15 protein-coding genes are annotated in these 17,402 nt (G+C 74.0%); 5 read left to right on the top strand and 10 right to left on the bottom strand.

What is annotated here, in order from left to right; translation table 11 throughout:
• The first annotated feature begins 5 nt into the window (after positions 1-5).
• Entirely contained in the window at positions 6-902 is an 897-nt protein-coding gene (locus QP089_RS43615; protein ID WP_285920445.1) for a ribokinase, read from the top strand.
• Between the two features lie 85 nt (positions 903-987).
• Here QP089_RS43615 and QP089_RS43610 read toward each other — a convergent pair whose 3' ends face one another.
• Entirely contained in the window at positions 988-1,362 is a 375-nt protein-coding gene (locus tag QP089_RS43610; RefSeq protein ID WP_285920444.1) for a VOC family protein, read from the bottom strand.
• A 59-nt stretch (positions 1,363-1,421) separates the two neighbouring features.
• Positions 1,422-1,850 carry a PH domain-containing protein gene (locus QP089_RS43605; RefSeq protein ID WP_285920443.1) on the bottom strand — a complete coding sequence of 143 codons (429 nt, stop codon included), beginning with the start codon at positions 1,848-1,850 and terminating at the stop codon, positions 1,422-1,424.
• 87 nt (positions 1,851-1,937) lie between these two features.
• On the opposite strand from QP089_RS43605, the gene QP089_RS43600 reads away from it, so the two are divergent.
• On the top strand, positions 1,938-2,867 hold the full coding sequence (locus QP089_RS43600) for a Ppx/GppA phosphatase family protein (protein WP_285920442.1): 930 nt from the start codon (positions 1,938-1,940) through the stop codon (positions 2,865-2,867).
• 7 nt (positions 2,868-2,874) lie between these two features.
• On the opposite strand, the gene QP089_RS43595 is transcribed toward QP089_RS43600, so the two are convergent.
• The 4 genes from QP089_RS43595 to imuA' all read right to left on the bottom strand — a co-directional run bounded on the left by QP089_RS43595 (position 2,875) and on the right by imuA' (position 10,679).
• On the bottom strand, positions 2,875-4,944 hold the full coding sequence (locus QP089_RS43595) for a protein kinase domain-containing protein (protein ID WP_285920441.1): 2,070 nt from the start codon (positions 4,942-4,944) through the stop codon (positions 2,875-2,877).
• Between the two features lie 124 nt (positions 4,945-5,068).
• Positions 5,069-8,338, bottom strand: a complete 3,270-nt coding sequence (locus QP089_RS43590) for an error-prone DNA polymerase (RefSeq protein ID WP_285920440.1) — start codon at positions 8,336-8,338, stop codon at positions 5,069-5,071.
• Positions 8,339-8,349: 11 nt separating this feature from the next.
• Positions 8,350-9,909, bottom strand: coding sequence for a DNA polymerase Y family protein (locus QP089_RS43585; RefSeq protein WP_285920439.1), 1,560 nt, complete (start codon positions 9,907-9,909; stop codon positions 8,350-8,352).
• Positions 9,906-10,679, bottom strand: coding sequence for a DnaE2-dependent mutagenesis accessory factor ImuA' (gene imuA', locus QP089_RS43580; RefSeq protein WP_285920438.1), 774 nt, complete (start codon positions 10,677-10,679; stop codon positions 9,906-9,908). The genes QP089_RS43585 and imuA' overlap by 4 nt, the downstream gene beginning before the upstream one ends.
• A gap of 160 nt (positions 10,680-10,839) precedes the next feature.
• Here imuA' and mtnA point away from each other — a divergent pair, with 160 nt between their 5' ends.
• Positions 10,840-11,871 carry an S-methyl-5-thioribose-1-phosphate isomerase gene (gene mtnA / locus QP089_RS43575; protein ID WP_285920437.1) on the top strand — a complete coding sequence of 344 codons (1,032 nt, stop codon included), beginning with the start codon at positions 10,840-10,842 and terminating at the stop codon, positions 11,869-11,871.
• A 27-nt stretch (positions 11,872-11,898) separates the two neighbouring features.
• On the opposite strand, the gene QP089_RS43570 is transcribed toward mtnA, so the two are convergent.
• From QP089_RS43570 to QP089_RS43560, 3 genes are all read right to left on the bottom strand, one after another.
• The gene (locus QP089_RS43570; protein ID WP_285920436.1) at positions 11,899-14,022 is read right to left on the bottom strand and encodes a M28 family peptidase; all 2,124 of its coding nucleotides are present in this window, start codon (positions 14,020-14,022) and stop codon (positions 11,899-11,901) included.
• Positions 14,023-14,272: 250 nt separating this feature from the next.
• A complete protein-coding gene (locus QP089_RS43565; RefSeq protein ID WP_285920435.1) occupies positions 14,273-14,854 on the bottom strand; it encodes an SUKH-4 family immunity protein in 582 nt (193 codons plus the stop codon).
• A complete protein-coding gene (locus tag QP089_RS43560; RefSeq protein WP_285920434.1) occupies positions 14,851-15,276 on the bottom strand; it encodes an ATP-binding protein in 426 nt (141 codons plus the stop codon). The genes QP089_RS43565 and QP089_RS43560 overlap by 4 nt, the downstream gene beginning before the upstream one ends.
• Positions 15,277-15,579: 303 nt before the next feature.
• Between QP089_RS43560 and QP089_RS43555 the strand changes: the two genes are divergently transcribed.
• Both QP089_RS43555 and QP089_RS43550 read left to right on the top strand, forming a co-directional pair.
• Positions 15,580-16,491, top strand: coding sequence for a helix-turn-helix domain-containing protein (locus tag QP089_RS43555; RefSeq protein WP_285920432.1), 912 nt, complete (start codon positions 15,580-15,582; stop codon positions 16,489-16,491).
• Entirely contained in the window at positions 16,488-16,682 is a 195-nt protein-coding gene (locus QP089_RS43550) for a DUF397 domain-containing protein (protein ID WP_285920431.1), read from the top strand. Before QP089_RS43555 ends, QP089_RS43550 begins: the two co-directional genes overlap by 4 nt.
• Before the next feature lie 37 nt (positions 16,683-16,719).
• Here QP089_RS43550 and QP089_RS43545 read toward each other — a convergent pair whose 3' ends face one another.
• A complete protein-coding gene (locus tag QP089_RS43545) occupies positions 16,720-17,364 on the bottom strand; it encodes a TetR/AcrR family transcriptional regulator (protein ID WP_285920430.1) in 645 nt (214 codons plus the stop codon).
• Positions 17,365-17,402: the final 38 nt, after the last annotated feature.

Genomic DNA, 17,402 nt, shown 5'->3' with positions numbered 1-17,402 from the left:
GTGTCGTGCCCGATCAGTACGACGTCGTCGTGGTCGGCTCGGTCAACGCGGACCTGGTGGTCGGCGTGGACCGGCGGCCCGCGCCGGGGGAGACCGTCCTCGGCTCCGACCTCGCCACCCACCCGGGCGGCAAGGGCGCCAACCAGGCCGTCGCCGCGGCACGGCTCGGCGGCCGGGTCGGGATCGTCGGCCGGATCGGCGACGACGGGCACGGCGCGCTGCTGCGCGACGCGCTCGCCGGCGCCGGCGTCGACCTGGCGCACCTGGCGGTCACGCCCGGTCCGAGCGGCGTCGCGCTGATCACCGTCGGGCCGGACGGCGACAACAGCATCATCGTCTCGCCCGGCGCCAACGCCCGGCTCACCCCCGAGGACGTCGCCGCGGCCCGCGACATGATCGCCGCCGCGTCCGTGGTGACGTTCCAGCTCGAGGTGCCGATGCCCGCGATCGAGGCCGCCGCCCGCGCGGCGGCCTCGGCGGGCGCCCGCGTCGTGCTGAACCTGTCGCCGACCGCGCCCGTCCCCGACGAGGTCCTCGCGCTCTGCGACCCCCTCGTGGTCAACGAGCACGAGGCCGCCTGGCTGCTGGGCGGCCCCGGCGAACCCGACGAGATGGCGGAAGCACTCCTGCGCTCCGGCCCCCGCTCGGCCGTCATCACCCTCGGCGCCGACGGCGTCGTGGTCGCCGACGCCAACGGCACGACACCCATCCCGTCGCCGAAGGTGGAGGCCGTCGACACCACCGGCGCGGGCGACGCGTTCACCGCCGCGCTCTGCCTGCGCCTGGCCCGCGGCGACTCCCTGCCGGACGCGGCCCGCTACGCCACCCGCGTCGGCGCCGCCGCCGTCCGCAAACCCGGCGCCCAGACCTCCTACCCGACCACCGAAGACCTCCCCGCCTGAGTGCGTGTGTCACAACCTCGAAGTCGAGCAGGTGATCGTCGGGGGTCAAGGTGCGGCTCGTCCGGAGCCGCCGCGACGCAGGCCGTCAAAAGCCCGTCAGGGCACCGGAGACCTCCCAGTACGCCTCGATTCGGTGACCGTCCGGGTCTGTGCAGGTGAACGAGACGCAGCCTGGATCGTCATACTGCTCGATGATGTCCACTTCGTCCGCCCGCATCCGGGTGAGCAGATCTGTCACCTCCTCGGGCGCGAAGAGCTGGAAGCCGAAGTGGACGAAGGCGGGCGGCGGCCCGATGTCCTTGCCGCCGTGGAGGGCGAGGGCCACGCCGTCGGCGTTGCGGATGATGATCGTGCCGCCGCCCCCTCGCGCGGAGGCGGGGTCGAATCCGAAGTAGGTCTCGTAGAACCGCCGGCTGCGCTGCACGTCACGGACCGGCAGGCCAAGATGCTTCAGACGCATGACGCAGCATGGAACGCCGGGGCCGCCGGAGGCAAGAGGAGGGGCGCTGGTGGTCGGGGTCAGCGGGTGGTGCGGGCGCGCAGGTGGTAGAGGTCGTCGGCGACGTCGTGGACGTCGGCGCCGAGGTCGAAGGCACTGAACAGGTGCAGGTCGTCGGCGGTCTCGATCTCCAGCATCCGGGTGTGGAGCAGCAGCCGGCGCCGCTCGTCCACCCGGATCGCGGTCACCGCGCCCCACGGGATGCGGCGGTGCCCCGAGTAGCCGGCGACGACGGTGACGCCCTCGCGGTCGGCCGCCACCCGGACGGGCGCCAGCAGGTCGCGCAGCGCGACGACCGCGAGGCCGAGCGCCGCGACGCCCGCCAGCAGCAGCCGCTGCGAGTCGCCGGCGCTCAGCGCGGCCAGCGCCCCGACCGCGACGGCCGCCGCGCACTTGACCACGACGACCTTGGGCGGCACCCGCCAGCGCCGCGCCTCGTGCCCGTCCATGGGCCCCACCGTAGCGGTACGGGTGTTGCGTCCCCGTTCAGGCTGGTCTGACGTTCCGGCCGGCCGGGTGTCCGATAGCGTCGGAGCATGCGACTCGGCGTGCTGGACGTGGGTTCGAACACGGTGCACCTGCTGGTGGTGGACGCCCATCAGGGGGCGCGCCCGATCCCCGCGTTCTCCCACAAGGCGGAGCTGCGGCTCGCCGCGCACCTGGAGGACGGCGACCGGCTGTCGGAGCGCGGCGAGGGCCTGCTCCGCGAGTTCGTCGACGAGGCCCTGCAGGTCGCCGAGGACAAGGGCGTCGAGGACCTGGTCGCGTTCGCCACCTCCGCCGTCCGCGACGCCGCCAACGGCGAGGAGGTCCTCGACCGGATCCGGCGGGAGAAGCAGGTCGGCATCGACGTGCTGTCGGGCGAGGACGAGGCGCGGCTGACGTTCCTGGCCGTGCGCCGCTGGTTCGGCTGGTCGTCCGGGCGGCTGCTGGTGGTCGACATCGGCGGCGGCTCGCTGGAGGTCGCGTCCGGCATCGACGAGGAGCCGGACGCGGCGTTCTCGCTGCCGCTCGGCGCGGGCCGGCTCACCCGCGACTGGTTCACCGCCGACCCGCCGCCCGCCGGGGAGGTCCGCGCGCTGCGCCGGTACGTCCGCGCGGAGATCGCCCGGCATGTCGGGGACGTGTCCCGGTACGGGCCCGCCGATCACGCGGTGGCGACGTCCAAGACGTTCCGGCAGCTCGCGCGGATCGCGGGCGCGGCGCCGTCGGCCGAGGGACCGTACCAGCGGCGCGTCCTCCAGGACGCCGACCTCACCGAGTGGACGGAGAAGCTCGCGAAGCTGACGTCCGCCGAGCGCGCGGAGCTGCCCGGGGTGTCGGAGTCGCGCGCCCCCCAGCTCCTCGCGGGCGCGATCGTCGCCGACGCGGCGATGGACCTGTTCGAGGCCAAGGAGCTGGAGATCTGCCCCTGGGCGCTGCGCGAGGGCGTGATCCTGCGCCGCCTGGACTCCCTCGGCGGCTGACCCGCCCCTACGACCAGCTCGGGTGGCCGAGGACCTTGCCGGGCGGGGTGACGACGCGGTCGCCGGTGCCGTCGGCGCGGACGGCGTGGATCTCCGGGGTGCCGACCGGGCCGCTGACGTAGCAGATCCAGCGGCCGTCGCGGGACCAGCCGGGGTCCATGTCGTGCGCGCCGCCGCGGGTGAGGGCGTGGCCGCCGGATCCGTCGGCGTTCATCACCCAGATGTCGCTCGTCGCGGAGGCGCCGCGCGTGTAGGCGATCTTCGAGCCGTCCGGCGACCATTCGGGGTCGACGGAGCGGACGTCGTCGTGGGTCACCCGCACCCAGGGCTTGGACGGGTGGTCGGGGTCGAGGGTGTAGATCTGCTCGGCGCCGTCCTTCTTGCTCCAGAAGACGATCCGTCCGGTGGTCGACCACATCGGGTCGTCCTTCGCCGAGTCGTCGTCGGTCAGCCGGGTGACCGTGCCGTCCGCGAGGGCGACGGTGTAGATCTGGTGGGTGCCGCCGGAGCCGCCCATGTAGGCCAGCCGGGTGCCGTCGGGCGACCAGGTCACCCGGCCGCCCGCGATGTCGGCGACCTTGTGCACGCCGGAGCCGTCGGCGTTCGCGACCTGCGCGGAGGTGTTCCCGTCGACCGACCGGCTGAACGCGATGTACCTGTGGTCCGGTGACCGCTCCGGGAGCGTGTCGCAGGCCGGCCCGCCGACGAGGGTGGTGGGCGCCGCGGCGCCGGGCGTGTAGGTGCCGATGTCGGCGTGGCATTCCTTCGGCCATCCGGAGGCGGTGTCGATCCGCACGAGCATCGGGCCGGTCGGGAAGCCGCCGGCGGCCTTCGCGGTGGAGCCGGTGTTGGCGTGGGCGCCGTGGTCGTCGGGGCGGGTGAGGAAGTAGGCACTGCCCGCCGCGATCGCGGCGACGACGAGGGCGGCGGCGCCCGCGGCGAGGGCCGTCCTGCGCCGGTCGGGCCGGTCGCGCCGTTGCTGAGGCACCGTGACGGGATGCGGGGCGATCTCGCGGGACGGCACCGTCTCCTGGTGCGGGACCTGCTGGTGCCGTTCGGTGGCGGGCATGGGGGCCTGCTGCCGGCGTTCGTGCGCGGGCGCGGTCTGCGGGTGCGGCCGGGGCAGGGGCGGGGCCGGGACGGCGCCGGGGTCGCGGGACGTGACGTCCGGGCGGGGCACCAGCGGCGTCGTCCAGGACGCGCCGAGGGTCTGCGACACGTCGGCCTCTCCGGAGCCGCCGACCAGGGCGAGCAGCAGGTCGCGGGCGCTCGGCCGCTGCTCGGGGTCCTTGCGCAGCGCGGCCCGCACCAGCCGTGACAGCGAGTCCGGCAGCGCGCCCAGCTCCGGTTCGGCATGGACGGCGCGCGCCGCCAGCAGCTCGAAGGAGCCCTGCCCGAACGGGTTGCGGCCGCTCGCGGCGAAGGCGACCAGGCAGCCCCAGGCGAACACGTCCACCGCGGGGGTGATGCGCTGGGTGGTGATCTGCTCGGGCGCGAACCAGCCGGGGGTGCCGACGACCTGCCCGGTGCGGGTGTGCGAGGACGCCGCGTCCAGCGCCCGCGCGATGCCGAAGTCGATCACGCGGGGGCCGGAGATGGACAGCAGCACGTTGCTCGGCTTGAGGTCGCGGTGCACCAGGCCCGCGCTGTGGATCGCGACCAGCGCGGCGGCCACGCCGACCGCGACGCCGTGCAGCATCCCCGGCGACAGCGGCCCGGTGCCGGTGACGTGGTCGAGCAGCGACGGCCCCTCGATGTACTCGGTGACCAGGTAGGCCAGGCCGAGGTCCTCGCCGTGCTCCAGCACCTGCGCGGTGCAGAACGACGCGACGCGCTCGGCGTGCGCGGCCTCGTCGTGGAAGCGGGCGAGGAACATCTTGTTGCCGGCGAGGTCCGGGCGGACGACCTTGACGGCGACGGCCCGCCCGCCGGGGTCGCGGCCGAGGTACACCGCGCCCATCCCGCCCTCGCCGATCCTGGCCTCGATCTCGTACCGCCCGACCCGGGTGGGGTCGTCCGGCCGTAGCTCGCGCGGCGCGGGCGCGGCGGACCCTGGATGCGACCGTGGGCTCTCCATCGGCGATCAGCCTTTCGCCGGAGCCGCGCCTTGGCGGCCGCCCCCAACGGCGGCACGCGACCCTCTCCGTGACAACGATGACACACATCGGACGCGCCGGGCAGTGCCCGGGTTCGGCCTCCGGTCAGTGGAAGTTGCGGGCGCGGACCTTGCCGGGGACGGGGAGCCGGCGCAGCCGGGTGGCGCGGACGTTGGTGACGCCGTCGGCGCGTTCGAGGCGCCCGCCGACCAGCAGCGCCTGGGAGTCGACGGCGAGGCCCCGGTGCCGCTGGAACACCTGCGGCGGGCAGACGACGTTGATGATGCCGGTCTCGTCCTCCAGCGTCATGAACACGATGCCGCCGGCGGTCGGCGGGCGCTGCCGGTGCGTGACCAGCCCGGCGACGACGACGTTGGTGTCGGACGGCGTCGCGGCGAGGCGCTGCGACGACAGCGCGCCCAGCTCGTCCAGCGCCTCGCGGACGTGCGCGACCGGATGGGTGTGGGAGACGCCGGTCGCCCACAGGTCGGCGAGGGTCTCCTCGATCGGCGTCATCGGCGGCAGCGCCGGGGCGGACGCGCCGGGCGTGACGCCTTCGAGCTGCCCGGGCCCGGTGCCGGCGAGCGCGCCCGCCGCCCACAGCGCCTCGCGGCGCGTCAGGCCGAGGCGATCGAACGCCCCGGCGGTCGCGAGCGCCTCCAGGGCCGCCGCCGACAGCGGGACGCGGCGGGCCAGGTCCTCCATGCTCGCGTAGGGGCGTCCGGCCGCGATCAGCTCGGCGGTGTCGTCGCCGAGGTTGCGGACGCCGGCGAGGCCGACGCGGATCGCGGGCTGCGGCGCGGCGGGCGCGTGCGGATGGTCCGACTCGACCTCGACGGGCTCCTCCAGCGTCGGGTGGACGTCGCTGGCGTTGATGTCGACGCCCCGGACGACGACGCCGTGCCGCCGCGCGTCCGCCAGCAGCGACTGCGAGCTGTAGAACCCCATCGGCTGGTTGCGGACGAGCGCCGCCGTGAACGCGGCGGGGAAGTGCCGCTTCAGCCACGCGCTCGCGTACACCAGGTGCGCGAAGCTCTGCGCGTGCGACTCGGGGAACCCGAACCCGGTGAAGCCGAGGATCTTCTCGTAGACGCTCTCGGCGATGTCGGCCGGGATGCCGCGCTCGGCCATCCCGTCCAGCAGCCGCTTGCGGAGCCGCTCGACGCGCTCGGGCGCGCGCTTGGCGCCCATCGCCTGCCGCAGCTGGTCGGCCTCGTTCGGGGTGAACCCGGCGCAGTCCACGGCGAGCTGCATCATCTGCTCCTGGAACAGCGGGACGCCGAGCGTCCGCCGCAGCGCCGGCTCCATCAGCGGGTGCGGGCACGTCGCCGGCTCCAGGCCTTTGCGGCGCCGCAGGTACGGGTGGACGGACCCGCCCTGGATCGGGCCGGGGCGGATCAGCGCGACCTCCACCACCAGGTCGTAGAACTCGCGCGGCCGCAGCCGGGGCAGCGTCGCCATCTGCGCGCGCGACTCGACCTGGAACACCCCGACGGTGTCGGCGTCGCACAGCATCTCGTAGACCTCGGGGTCCTCCGGCGGGATCGACTGGAGGTCGTGCCGCTGCCCGTGGTGCTCGGCGACCAGGTCGAAGCAGTCGTGCAGGGCCGCGAGCATGCCGAGGCCGAGCAGGTCGAACTTCACCAGCCCGGCCGCCGCGCAGTCGTCCTTGTCCCATTGCAGGACGCTGCGGTTCGGCATCGTCGCCCACTCGATCGGGCAGATCTCGCCGACGGGACGGTCCGCGATGACCATGCCGCCGGAGTGGATGCCGAGGTGCCGGGGCAGCGTCAGCATCCGGTCGGCCAGCTCCATGACCGGCGCGGGGATGTCGGTCTCGGAGCCGACCGGGTCGCGCGGGTCGATGCTCTTGGACCAGGCGTCCTGCTGGCCGGGGGAGAAGCCGAGCGCGCGCGCCGCGTCCCGGACGGCCATGCGCGGCCGGTAGCTGATGACGTTGGCGACCTGCGCCGTGCACTCGCGCCCGTACTTGCGGTAGACGTACTGGATGGCCTCCTCGCGGCGCTTGTGCTCGATGTCGAGGTCGATGTCGGGCGGGCCGTCGCGTCCGGGGGACAGGAACCGCTCGAACAGCAGCCCGTGCCGGACGGCGTCGACGCCGGTGATGCCGAGCGCGTAGCAGACCGCCGAGTTCGCCGCCGAACCGCGTCCCTGGCACAGGATCCCCTTGCTCCGGCAGAACTCCACGATGTCGTGGACGATCAGGAAGTAGCCCGGGAACTTGAGCTGCTCGATCACGTCCAGCTCCTTGGCGATCTGCGCGTACGCGCCCGACACCTTCTCGTTGTCGGGCGGGCCGTACCGCTTCAGCGCGCCCTCCTTCACCAGGTGCCGCAGCCAGCTCGCCTCGGTGTGGCCGTCCCCGACGGGCCAGTCAGGCAGCCGGGGCGCGACCACGTCGAACCCGAACCGGCACTCGCGGCCCAGCTCCACCGTGCGTTCCAACACGCCGGGAAAGCGCGCCAGCCGCGCGGCCATCTCCGCGCCGCTGCGCAGGTGCGCGGTGCCGCTCGCGGGCAGCCACCCGACCATGTCGTCCATGCTGCGCCGCGCCCGCACCGCCGCCATCGCCTGCGCGAGGCGCGCGTCGGCGCCGGGTGCTGCGAAGTGCACGTTGTTGGACGCGACGACGTCCGCCCCGACCCGTCCGGCCAGCTCGAACAGGACGTCGTTGCGCTCGTCGTCGTCCGGCTGGTCGTGGTCGACCAGCTCCACGAAGACGTTCTCGCGGCCGAACATGTCGACCATCCGGCGCAGTTCGCGCTCGGCCGCCTCGGGGCCGCCGGACTCCAGCGCCGCCGGAACCGGCCCCTTGCGGCAACCCGTCAGCACGGCCCAGTGCCCGCCGTGCGCGTCCGCGAGCGCGTCCAGGTCGTACACCGGACGGCCCTTGCGCCCGCCCGCGAGCTGCGCCGCCGTGATCGCCGAGCACAGCCGCGCGTAGCCCTCCGGGCCCCTGGCCAGGGCCAGCAGGTGCCGGCCCGCCGGGTCGGGCTCCCCGGTCTGCGGGCCGGGCAGCCCGAGGCTCAGCTCCGCACCGAACACCGTCCCGATGCCCGACTCGCTCGCCGCCTGCGCGAACTGCACCGCCCCGTACATGCCGTCGTGGTCGGTGACCGCCATCGTCTCCACGCCGAGCCGCGCCGCCTCGGCGACCAGCGCGTCCGGGGAGCTGGCGCCGTCGAGGAAGCTGAACGACGAATGGACGTGCAGCTCCGCCCACGGCACGCCGCCCTCCGCGCGGCGCGGCGCCTCCGGCTCGTCCGGCGCCTCCTGCGGGATGCGCTCGGCGGGACGCCACGACAGCTTCTCCTCGAACTCCCGCCACGAGATCGGCGGGTTATGCCACCCCACAGCCCACCCGCCTAGTCATAGGTGGCCTCCACGTGCCAGCGCCGCCCCTCGACGGCGAGGAGGTAGGCGGAGCCGTCCTCGGTGACGACCTGGAAGCGGGCGCGGCGCCGCGCTTTCGCCGGGTCCCACCAGCGCTCGTCCGCCGGCCACGGGCCCGTCCAGGCCGTCACCGCCGCCGGACGGCCGCCGACCACCAGCGCGGCCGGCGGCGCCGACACCGCGCACCGCGCCGACACCATCACCGGCGCCCCGGACGCGTCGAACAGTTCCGCCTCCGGCGCCGCCGGCGGCACCACAGCCGGTGCGGGCGCGGTCAGGCGGCCCGGCCACGGCCCGTCCGGCAGGCCCGCCGGCGGCAGGTCCCCGACCGGGACCCGGACGACCTGCTCGCCCGGTCCGCGCCCGCCCGCCGGCACCGGCCGGGTGATCGCGCCGTGGCCGAGCAGCCCCTGGATCCGGTCGGCGGCCCGCGCGACGCGGTCGGTGACGGCGGTCCGCCCCCACAGCGCCTCCTGCCGGCCGCCGTCCGGGACGAGCTGGTCGGGCGCCAGCTCCAGCCACGTCACACCGCCCCACACGGCCTCCTCTTCGGCGGGCGCCTCGATGCCCTCGGGGTCGGTGCCCGCCGCCGGGCGCCCGTCCCGCCAAGCCGACAGCTGCCACCGCACCCGCTCTGCGACCGCGAGGGCCGACAACCGCCCGTCATGCCGCCACAGCCGCCGCAGCACGTGCCCGTCGGCGAACCCGACCTCGACCTCCAGCCGCACGCACGCCAGCCCGCCCGCCGCGAGCCCCTCGTGCAGCTCGTCCGCCAGCCGCTTCGCCGTGAACACCACCTGCTCGGCGTGCTCGGCGGGCGGGTCGAACGCCGCCCGCACCGACAGGTCCGCCGCCGCGCGGACCGGCGCGATCGGCCGCGGCTCCTCGCCCCGCGCCAGCCGGTGCGCCAGCGCCCCGTCCGTCCCGAACCGGCCCGCGACGTGCCCGGACGGCAGCGCCGCGAACGCGCCCAGCGTCGCGATCCCGAGCCGCCGCAGCAGGTCGGCCAGCTCCGGACGGTCCAGCACCGACAGCGGATACGGCGCCAGGAACGCCGCCGCGCCGCCCTCCGGCACCACCACGCCGCCCTGCCCGGCGCGCGCTGCCAGCTCGGCGGCGAACAACCCGTCCGCGATCCCGGACCCGCAGTCGTACCCGGCCTCCACGACCGTGTCCTGCACCAGGACGCGCAGCGCCTCCTCACCGCCGTAGAACCGGGCAGGCCCGCGCGCCGCGATGGCGCACAGCCCCGGCCGCACCACCTCCACCCTCGGCGCCAGCTCCGCGACCGCCTCGACGACGGCCTCGAACAACCGCCCCTCCGCGTCGGTGTCGCGCTCCCGCACCACCAGGTCGGGGCAGCGGCGCTGCGCGTCGCGCAACCGCTGCCCGCGCCGGACGCCCTCGGCCCGCGCCGCCGCCGAGCACGCCGCGATCCGCCCCTGCACCACCACGGCCCCCGCCGTGGCGGCCTCCACCCCGACCGCGGTCACGGGCCAGTCCGGGCACCACACCGCCAGCACCCGCGTCACGCGATCCCCTCCCGGATGCGGACGACGGCCGCTTCGCCGTCGCGGCGGGTGTGCACGGGCGCGCCGTCCTTCACCGCGGGCGGCGGGACGATCTCCAGCGGCGGCCGCACCGGGGCGGCGGGCCTGACGCTGCCGTCGGGGGCGGGCAGCCACAGATGGGCGCGGCGGCCCCGGCCTGGAGCGTCGCGGCCCTCGGCGACCACCTGCACGCGCCGGCCGCGCAGGCGCCCGTGGCCGTCGCCGACGCCCTCCCAGGCGATCCCGTCCAGGCGCAGGCGCAGCCGGACGCCCGGCCAGTCGCGGGCGAACGGCCCGGTCAGCGTGAGGACGCAGCCGTGCTTGCGGGCGAGGGCCGACAGCCGGCGGACGGCGGCGGCGCCGGGACGCTCGGGCGGGCACAGCAGCACCAGTTCGACCGCCTCGGCCAGCGCGGCGACCACGTCGGGCCAGCGGTCGCCGGGGTCGTCGACCAGCAGGAGGCGTTCGGGCTCGGCGCCCATCCCCTCGGCGGCGACGACCCCGAACGACGGGACGCCGACGATCCCGCACCAGCCGCCGGAGCCGTCCTCGCCGCCGTGCCGGGAGACGCCCGCGACGAGCGCGAGGGCGAGCGAGGCCGCGCCGGGCCCGTCCAGCCCGACCACCGAGCCGGGGCGCAGCCCGCCGGGGACCACCGGGCGCAGCGCGGGCAGCAGCGGGACCGCGCGGGCGGGCGGCGCGGACGCGTGCTCCAGCGACCTCGCCAGGTCCCGCAGCGCCGCCTCCGGCACGGTCGTCCCTCCTCTCGCGCGCTCTGCGTCCAATCTCGAACAAGAGTTCGACCCGTGTCAAGTTACCGCAGGTCACGGTATGGATGACCGGCGTGGTCGCGAAGGCCGCAAAGCCCTGCCGGGTAAGGCTTCGCGCCGCCCGGGAGGCAGAATGGGCGATATGACGGACGACGTGCGGACCGTGGAATGGGCCGGGGACGGGCTGCGGCTGCTGGATCAGACCGTGCTCCCCGGGCGCGTCGAGCACGTGGTGGTGCGCGACGTCGAGGGACTCGTGGACGCGATCCGGCGGCTGGTGGTGCGCGGCGCGCCCGCGCTCGGCGTGGCGGGCGCGTTCGGCGTCGCGATCGCGATGCTCCAGGCCGAGCGGGAGGGCTGGGACGACGCGGCGCGCGGCGCGGCGATCGCCCGGGTCCGCGAGGCGCGGCCCACCGCGGTGAACCTGGCCGCCGGCGTCGACCGGGCCGCGGCGCTGGTCGGCAAGGGCGTGGACGCCGTGGTCGCCGAGGCGCAGGCCGTGCTGGACGAGGACGTCCGGGGCAACCGCGCGATCGGAGCGTTCGGCGCGGACTGGATCACCGCCCGCACGCCGGACCGTCCGCTGCGCATCCTCACCCACTGCAACGCCGGCGCCCTCGCGACCGCCGGATGGGGGACCGCGCTCGGCGTCGTCCGCGAACTGCACGGCCGGGGCCGGGTCGAGAAGGTCTACGCCGACGAGACGCGCCCGCTGCTGCAAGGCGCCCGGCTGACGGCGTGGGAGCTGGTCCGGGCCGGGATCCCCTGCCTGGTGCAGGCGGACGGCGCCGCGCCGAGCACCGTCCTGCGCGGGCTGGTCGACGTCGCGGTCATCGGCGCCGACCGGATCGCCGCCAACGGCGACACCGCCAACAAGATCGGCTCGGTCGGCGTCGCGCTGGCGTGCGCGGCGGTGGGCATCCCGCTGGTGGTCGCCGCGCCGTGGAGCACCGTCGACCTCGCGCTCGCGTCCGGCGACCGGATCCCGATCGAGGAACGGGACCCCGACGAGGTGCTGGCCTGGGGCGGGACGCGGACGGCTCCGGGCGGCGCCGAAGGGTTCAACCCCGCGTTCGACGTCACCCCGGCCCGCCTGGTGACCGCGCTGGTCACCGAGACCGGCGTCCTGGAGGTGGCGAAGGGCGAGACCCCCGGCCGGGCCGCGCGGACCTGACTGCCCGCGCGGCCCGGCTCGGAGCGCCTACGGGGTGAGGGTGCGGGTGGCCGCGCGGAGGGAGGTGTACAGGCGCGCCTCGTAGGCCTTCGCGGTCGCCGGGTCGTTCTGGAGGAACAGGGCGTCGTTCAGGCCCGGAAGGCGCTGCGTGGCATAGCCGGTGTCCATGCCGGGGGCGTAGATCTGGTGCCGGTACCACGGGCGTCCCGGCAGCCCGGCTTGGGTGAGCAGGTCCCGTTCGTCCTGCATGAGCTTTGCGTTCAGCCGCCGGAACTCCGCCGTGTCGCCCCTGCCGAGGGCCTGCTGCGCGCGCGCCTGCAACGCGTCGGCGGCCTTCTGCCACGCCTTGGCCTGGTCGATGTCGCGGGACACGTCCACGACCACCTTGCCGAGCTGCTTGCGCTGCTGGTCGGTGAACGCGGTCAGGTACTGCGCGGTCTCGGCGGCGTACGGCGCGTACCGCATGGCGATGACGTCGGCGTCGGCGAGCCGCAGCGTCGCGATGCCGACGAGCCGCGACATCGCCGCGTGGTACTCCCACGTCGGGTCGCCGAAGTGCGACATCCAGTAGAAGTCGTCGCACGAGCAGTGGTAGTTGCCGGACGAGCCCGTCGAGGAGGACCCGAGGTTCATCGCGGGCACGCCGTAGCGCTGGAAGAACGCCTGGAAGTCCGAGCCGCCGCCGATGCGGTCGATCGGCGTCTTGCCGTCGTTCTGGGCCTTCCACGCGTCGTAGGCGGTCCCGCTGGTGCCGGGCCAGGCCACTTCCTTGGCCGCGTCGATGACGGACTGGTCCAGCGCGGGCGTCGCGTCGGCCCCGAAGTGGGAGCCGCCCGCGCCGTCCATGTTCACGTACGCGACGGCGTTGCGGAGCCGCTCGGCCTGCTGCTCGGCGTACTCGGTGGAGCCGAACAGCCCGTACTCCTCGCCGTCCCAGGTGGCGAGGACGACCGTCCGCTTAGGCCGCCAGCCCTGCTTGAGCAGCGTGCCGAGAGCACGGCCGATCTGCAGGACGTTCTCCGTGCCGGACAGGTTGTCGTCGCTGCCGTACACCCACGCGTCATGGTGCGCGCCGAGCACGACCTCCTGGTCGGGACGCTCGCTGCCTGGGATCTTCACGGTGACGTCCCAGAGCTTGCGGACCTGGAAGGTGTTCGTCAGGTCCAGGTGCGCCTGCGTGCCGCCCGGGCCGATCCGGTAGGTGAACGGCAGGCCGCCCTGCCAGTCCTCCGGCGCCTGCGCGCCGGTCAGCGAGCGCAGCAGCGGCTCGGCGGCGCCGTAGGAGATCGGCAGCGTCGGGACGAGCCCCCTCAGCATCGGCGCCTCGGACGGCTTGAGCCGCCGGGTGTTCGGCGAGTCGTCCGACCAGCCGGGGGTCAGCGGGTCGCCGGACGCGAGCTGGATCTGCGCGATGCTGCCGCGCTGGATGCCGTCCGGCGCGCGCCACGGCCCGTCCGGGTACACCGCGCCCTTGGTGAAGCCGTCGTCGGCCGGGTCGGAGTAGATGAGCACGCCCTTGGCGCCGCGCTTGGCGGCCTCGCGCGGCTTGACGCCGCGGAACACCTGCCCGTAGCGGACCAGGACGATCTTGTCCTTGACCGAGATGCCGGCCTTGTCGAGCTGCTCGAAGTCCTGCGGGCGGCCGTAGTTGGCGTAGACGACCTGGCCCCGCACGTTCCCGGACGGCGACAGCCCGTTGTGCGCCGGGATGACCTCGTCCCAGTGCTGCTGCCAGGGACGCCGCTTCTCCTTGACGGGCAGCACCGCGCGGCGCGGCGCCGTCATCTGGAGGCTGACCTTCTTCGGCAGCGACGTGTAGGCGTAGTAGGTCTTGACCTCGGGTTTCAGGCCGTAGGAGCGGAGTTGCCGGACGATCCGCTCGACGCGGTGCCGGTCGCCGGTCGTGGTGGTGACGGCGGGCTCGCTCGCCAGCTCGGCGTCGAGCGCGCGGGCCTTCGCGGCCGACGGGATCGCGCTGAACAGCTTCTCGTACTGGCGCTGCCAGCGGGAGTTCTGCGCGGTGAAGCCGGCGATTGGATCGTTCCCGGCCGCGGGCTGCGCGGTGGCGGGTGCGGCGTCGAGGGCGGCGGCTGCGAGAGTGACGGCGGCGGCGCTCAGGGCCGCCAGTGCCGGGGTTCGGGAGCGGAACACCAGCGTTACCTCCCAGTACGTGCGGTACGGGTGCGCCCGGAACGTACGTCGCGATCAACGGAAGATCCAGAATCGCAGCCGGATCCGGCCACGCCCCGGCCGTCAAGATCACTTCCCGACCCCGGTGACCTGCATGTTCCGCTCCCGATCAAGAAACCCGCTCCCGCCCCTCGCACGCCGACCGCCGCACCCCGTTGACTTGCGGCGAGTCGTCGTTATGGGCGGCCGCATAACGACGACTCGCCGCAACTCAACGCGTCTGCTGATCGGCGCGGCGATATGTGCGGTACTCGCGGGCGAGGGTGTCGAGGGGGAGCGGGGGCCAGAGCGTGAGCGTTCCGCGTTCGCGGTCGATGACGATGACGATGACCTGTGCGGTCTCGTCCGGGACCCGCCAGGCCGCGAAGCCATCGGCGAACTCCGCGATCGCGACGGGTGCCGGGTCGCCGTCCCGGTTGAACCAGGCGTCGGCGCGGCGCCACGCCTCGGCCCGGTCGATCGTCACCGGACGGACGGCGTAGGCGGCGAGGACGTCCGCGACGCCGTGCAGCGTCCGGCAGCCGGACGTGCCGCAGCCCCGGCAGATCTCGTCGCCGCCCGGCCCGGCGCCGGGCCGGTGCGCGGACAATACGCAGGTCAGCGCGGCCGTGCAGGCGAGCACCAGCCGCCGCGCCTCGCGCACGAACTCCCGGCTGTACGGGTCGAGACCTCCGTCGCCGAGTTGCAGGAGCGCTGTGTCGATCGTCCTGGCGTCGGCGCGCATCGCGGCGGTCATGACGGAGTGGACGCGCTGGTGGACCTGGCCGTGCGCCCAGGACGCCTGCCCCTTCACGCCGACCACTTCCCGGCGAACACGGCGGACACGGTGCGGCCCCGGTCGTTGCCGTGCCATCCCCAACTCGCGGCGGTGAGGGAGACGGTGCGCAGCCCGCGCCCGGACTCGTCCAGCTCGCCGGCCTCCCGGCACACGGGCTCGCCAGGCCCGCCCTGGTCGCTCACCGACACGCGGACGTGGTCGTACGCATGCGCGACCTCGACCGTGAACCGTCCGCCGCACCGGCCCGACTCGGTGTGCCGCAGCGCGTTGACGACGAGTTCGTCGGCGGCGAGAAGGACGTCGTCCAGCCGCGGGAAGCCGTCCAGCAGGCACCCGACGAACCGGCGGACGGCGCGGGCCTGCTCGGCCGCGCCGGGAAACGAACGGCGCCAGCACAGCGGCACCGGCTCGGCGGCGAGAAGCGTCGCGGGGGTCATCTGATCACCTCTGCTCGTGATGAGGACGAACGGTTGCGGAGCGATCGGCACCCGCCGCCCTCCACCCCCACATCGTCACAACCGGCCACTGAACGAGCACGAAGAATCGTCCACCAATGCCCTCCGGCAGGCCGATCGGCACAGGACGTCTCCGCACATGCGGATCCCGCACGTGCGAAACCCGCACGTGCGAATTCGCACAGCAACCCAGTGACCTGCGTAGGCAGAACAGTCGTGACCGTATGCGGTCAGTAGGTTGCAGCTCGGAGTCGACTTCAGAAAGTTGTTGACCATTCACGTACGGTGATCGACCTGATCAGAGGGAGGCGGCTCATGCCGAGCCCCTACGTTCGCCGCCGCAGGCTCGCGGCCGAACTCCGCAAGATCCGCGAAGAGCGGAACATGACCAGCGACGACCTCGCCGGCCGGGTGTACATGTCCCGCACGAAGATCACCCGCCTGGAGAACGCCCAGGTGCGCCCCGACCTCATCGAGATCATGAGCATCCTGGACGTCCTGGAGGTCACGGGCCGCGAGCACGAGAGGATCGTCCGCCTGACGCGCGACGCCGGAGAGAAACGCTGGTGGGACCGCTTCGGCGACTCCATGGGCCCCCGGCAGAAGCTCTACGCCGACCTCGAATCGGGCGCAGACACCATCCGCAGCTACGACCAGACTGCGATGCCCGCCGCTCTCCAGACAGCCGAGTTCATCGAGGCGCTCATCGAGTTGGACGCGTGCCAAGGACCGCTCGCTTACCGTCCCGAACGTATGGCCGAAGCTCGCACCCTTCGCCAGGCGCGCCTACTCGCCGAAGACGGCCCGGCCTACGGGGCGGTGCTGGACGAGACGATGCTCCACCGACTCGCCATCCCGCCAGCGGTGAAGGCCGCCCAACTCCGTCGCCTGGTCGACCTGGTCGAGGCCGAAGAAAGGATCACTATCCAAGTGCTTTCCGCCGACCGTCCTGTCCCCGGCGGCTTCCTGCCCAAGTCTTCCTTCTCCCTCTACACCTTCCCTGAGCCCGGTGACCCGTCGATGGCCGTCATCGACACCGTCACCACCGACGTCATAATGACCAAACGCGCCGAGATCGCTCGATACGTCGAGATGTACGACCGACTCTGTAAGGCTGCGCTGCCCCCGGAAGACAGCCTTACCTTCCTCAGCCGGGTAGCCGACCGGCTCACCGACGCGGCAGGATCAGAGGTATGACCCACCACTACACCGGCTGGCGCAAGTCGCGCCACAGCGAACCGAACGGCAATTGCGTCGAGGTCGCCCGCTCTGCGGACGGCATGGTCGGCGTTCGTGACTCCAAGGCGCTGTCTGCTGCTCTGATCCTCGAGTTCACTCGTGGAGAGTGGGCGGCGTTCGTGGCGTGCGTCCGGGCCTCGGGGTCTTGAGCGGTCTGGCGTGATGTGAGCTGCGTGCCTGGGCGCTTTACTTCTTGTGCTCGGTGGGCGGTGTGGCTGCGTGTTCGGTGGTTGGCCATGCCGTCATTGCGGTGTCGGCTATGTGTTGGAGTGTTTCGCGGGTCGCGCCGTCGCAGGCCTGTTGGTTCATGCCCTGGATGACCGCCGCGTAGAAGGCGGCCAGGCCGTCGGCGTCCGTGGTGGCGGGGAGGCGGCCCGCGTCGATGTCGGCGCGGATGCAGGCGGCGATCGCGGCCTTGGTCTCCTCGCGCTTGGCGCGCAGCTTGGCCTTGACGTCCTGCGAGCCGGGGCCGCAGTTCGTCGCCGCGCTGATGATGAAGCATCCGGGCGGATGGCTCGGGTCGGTGTAGTCCGTGGCGAGGTGCCGCAGCATCGCGGCGATGGCCGAGCGGGCGTCCAGGTCGCGCGCCGGCGCGGTGCCGTAGGTGCGCGAGTAGAGGTCGACGGCCTCCTCGAACAGCTGCCGCTTGTCGCCGAAGGCGGCGTACAGGCTCGGCGGCCTGATCCCCATCGCCTCGGTCAGTGAGGCGATGGACGTCGTGTCGTACCCGTGCGTCCAGAACTCGCGCAGGGCCGTGGCCAGGGCCTGATCGCGGTCGAACGCGCGGCGGGTCGGCGCGGCGGCCTCGGACGGGGTGCGGGCGCTGCTCATGGCCGCCAGCCTACCGCCCCGCTGTAGCGATCGCTAAA

It is taken from the genome of Actinomadura opuntiae, from assembly GCF_030283205.1.
Lineage (GTDB): Bacteria > Actinomycetota > Actinomycetes > Streptosporangiales > Streptosporangiaceae > Spirillospora.
Note: the sequence above shows the minus strand (reverse complement) of the source record. Positions and strands in the feature narration are given on the sequence as shown.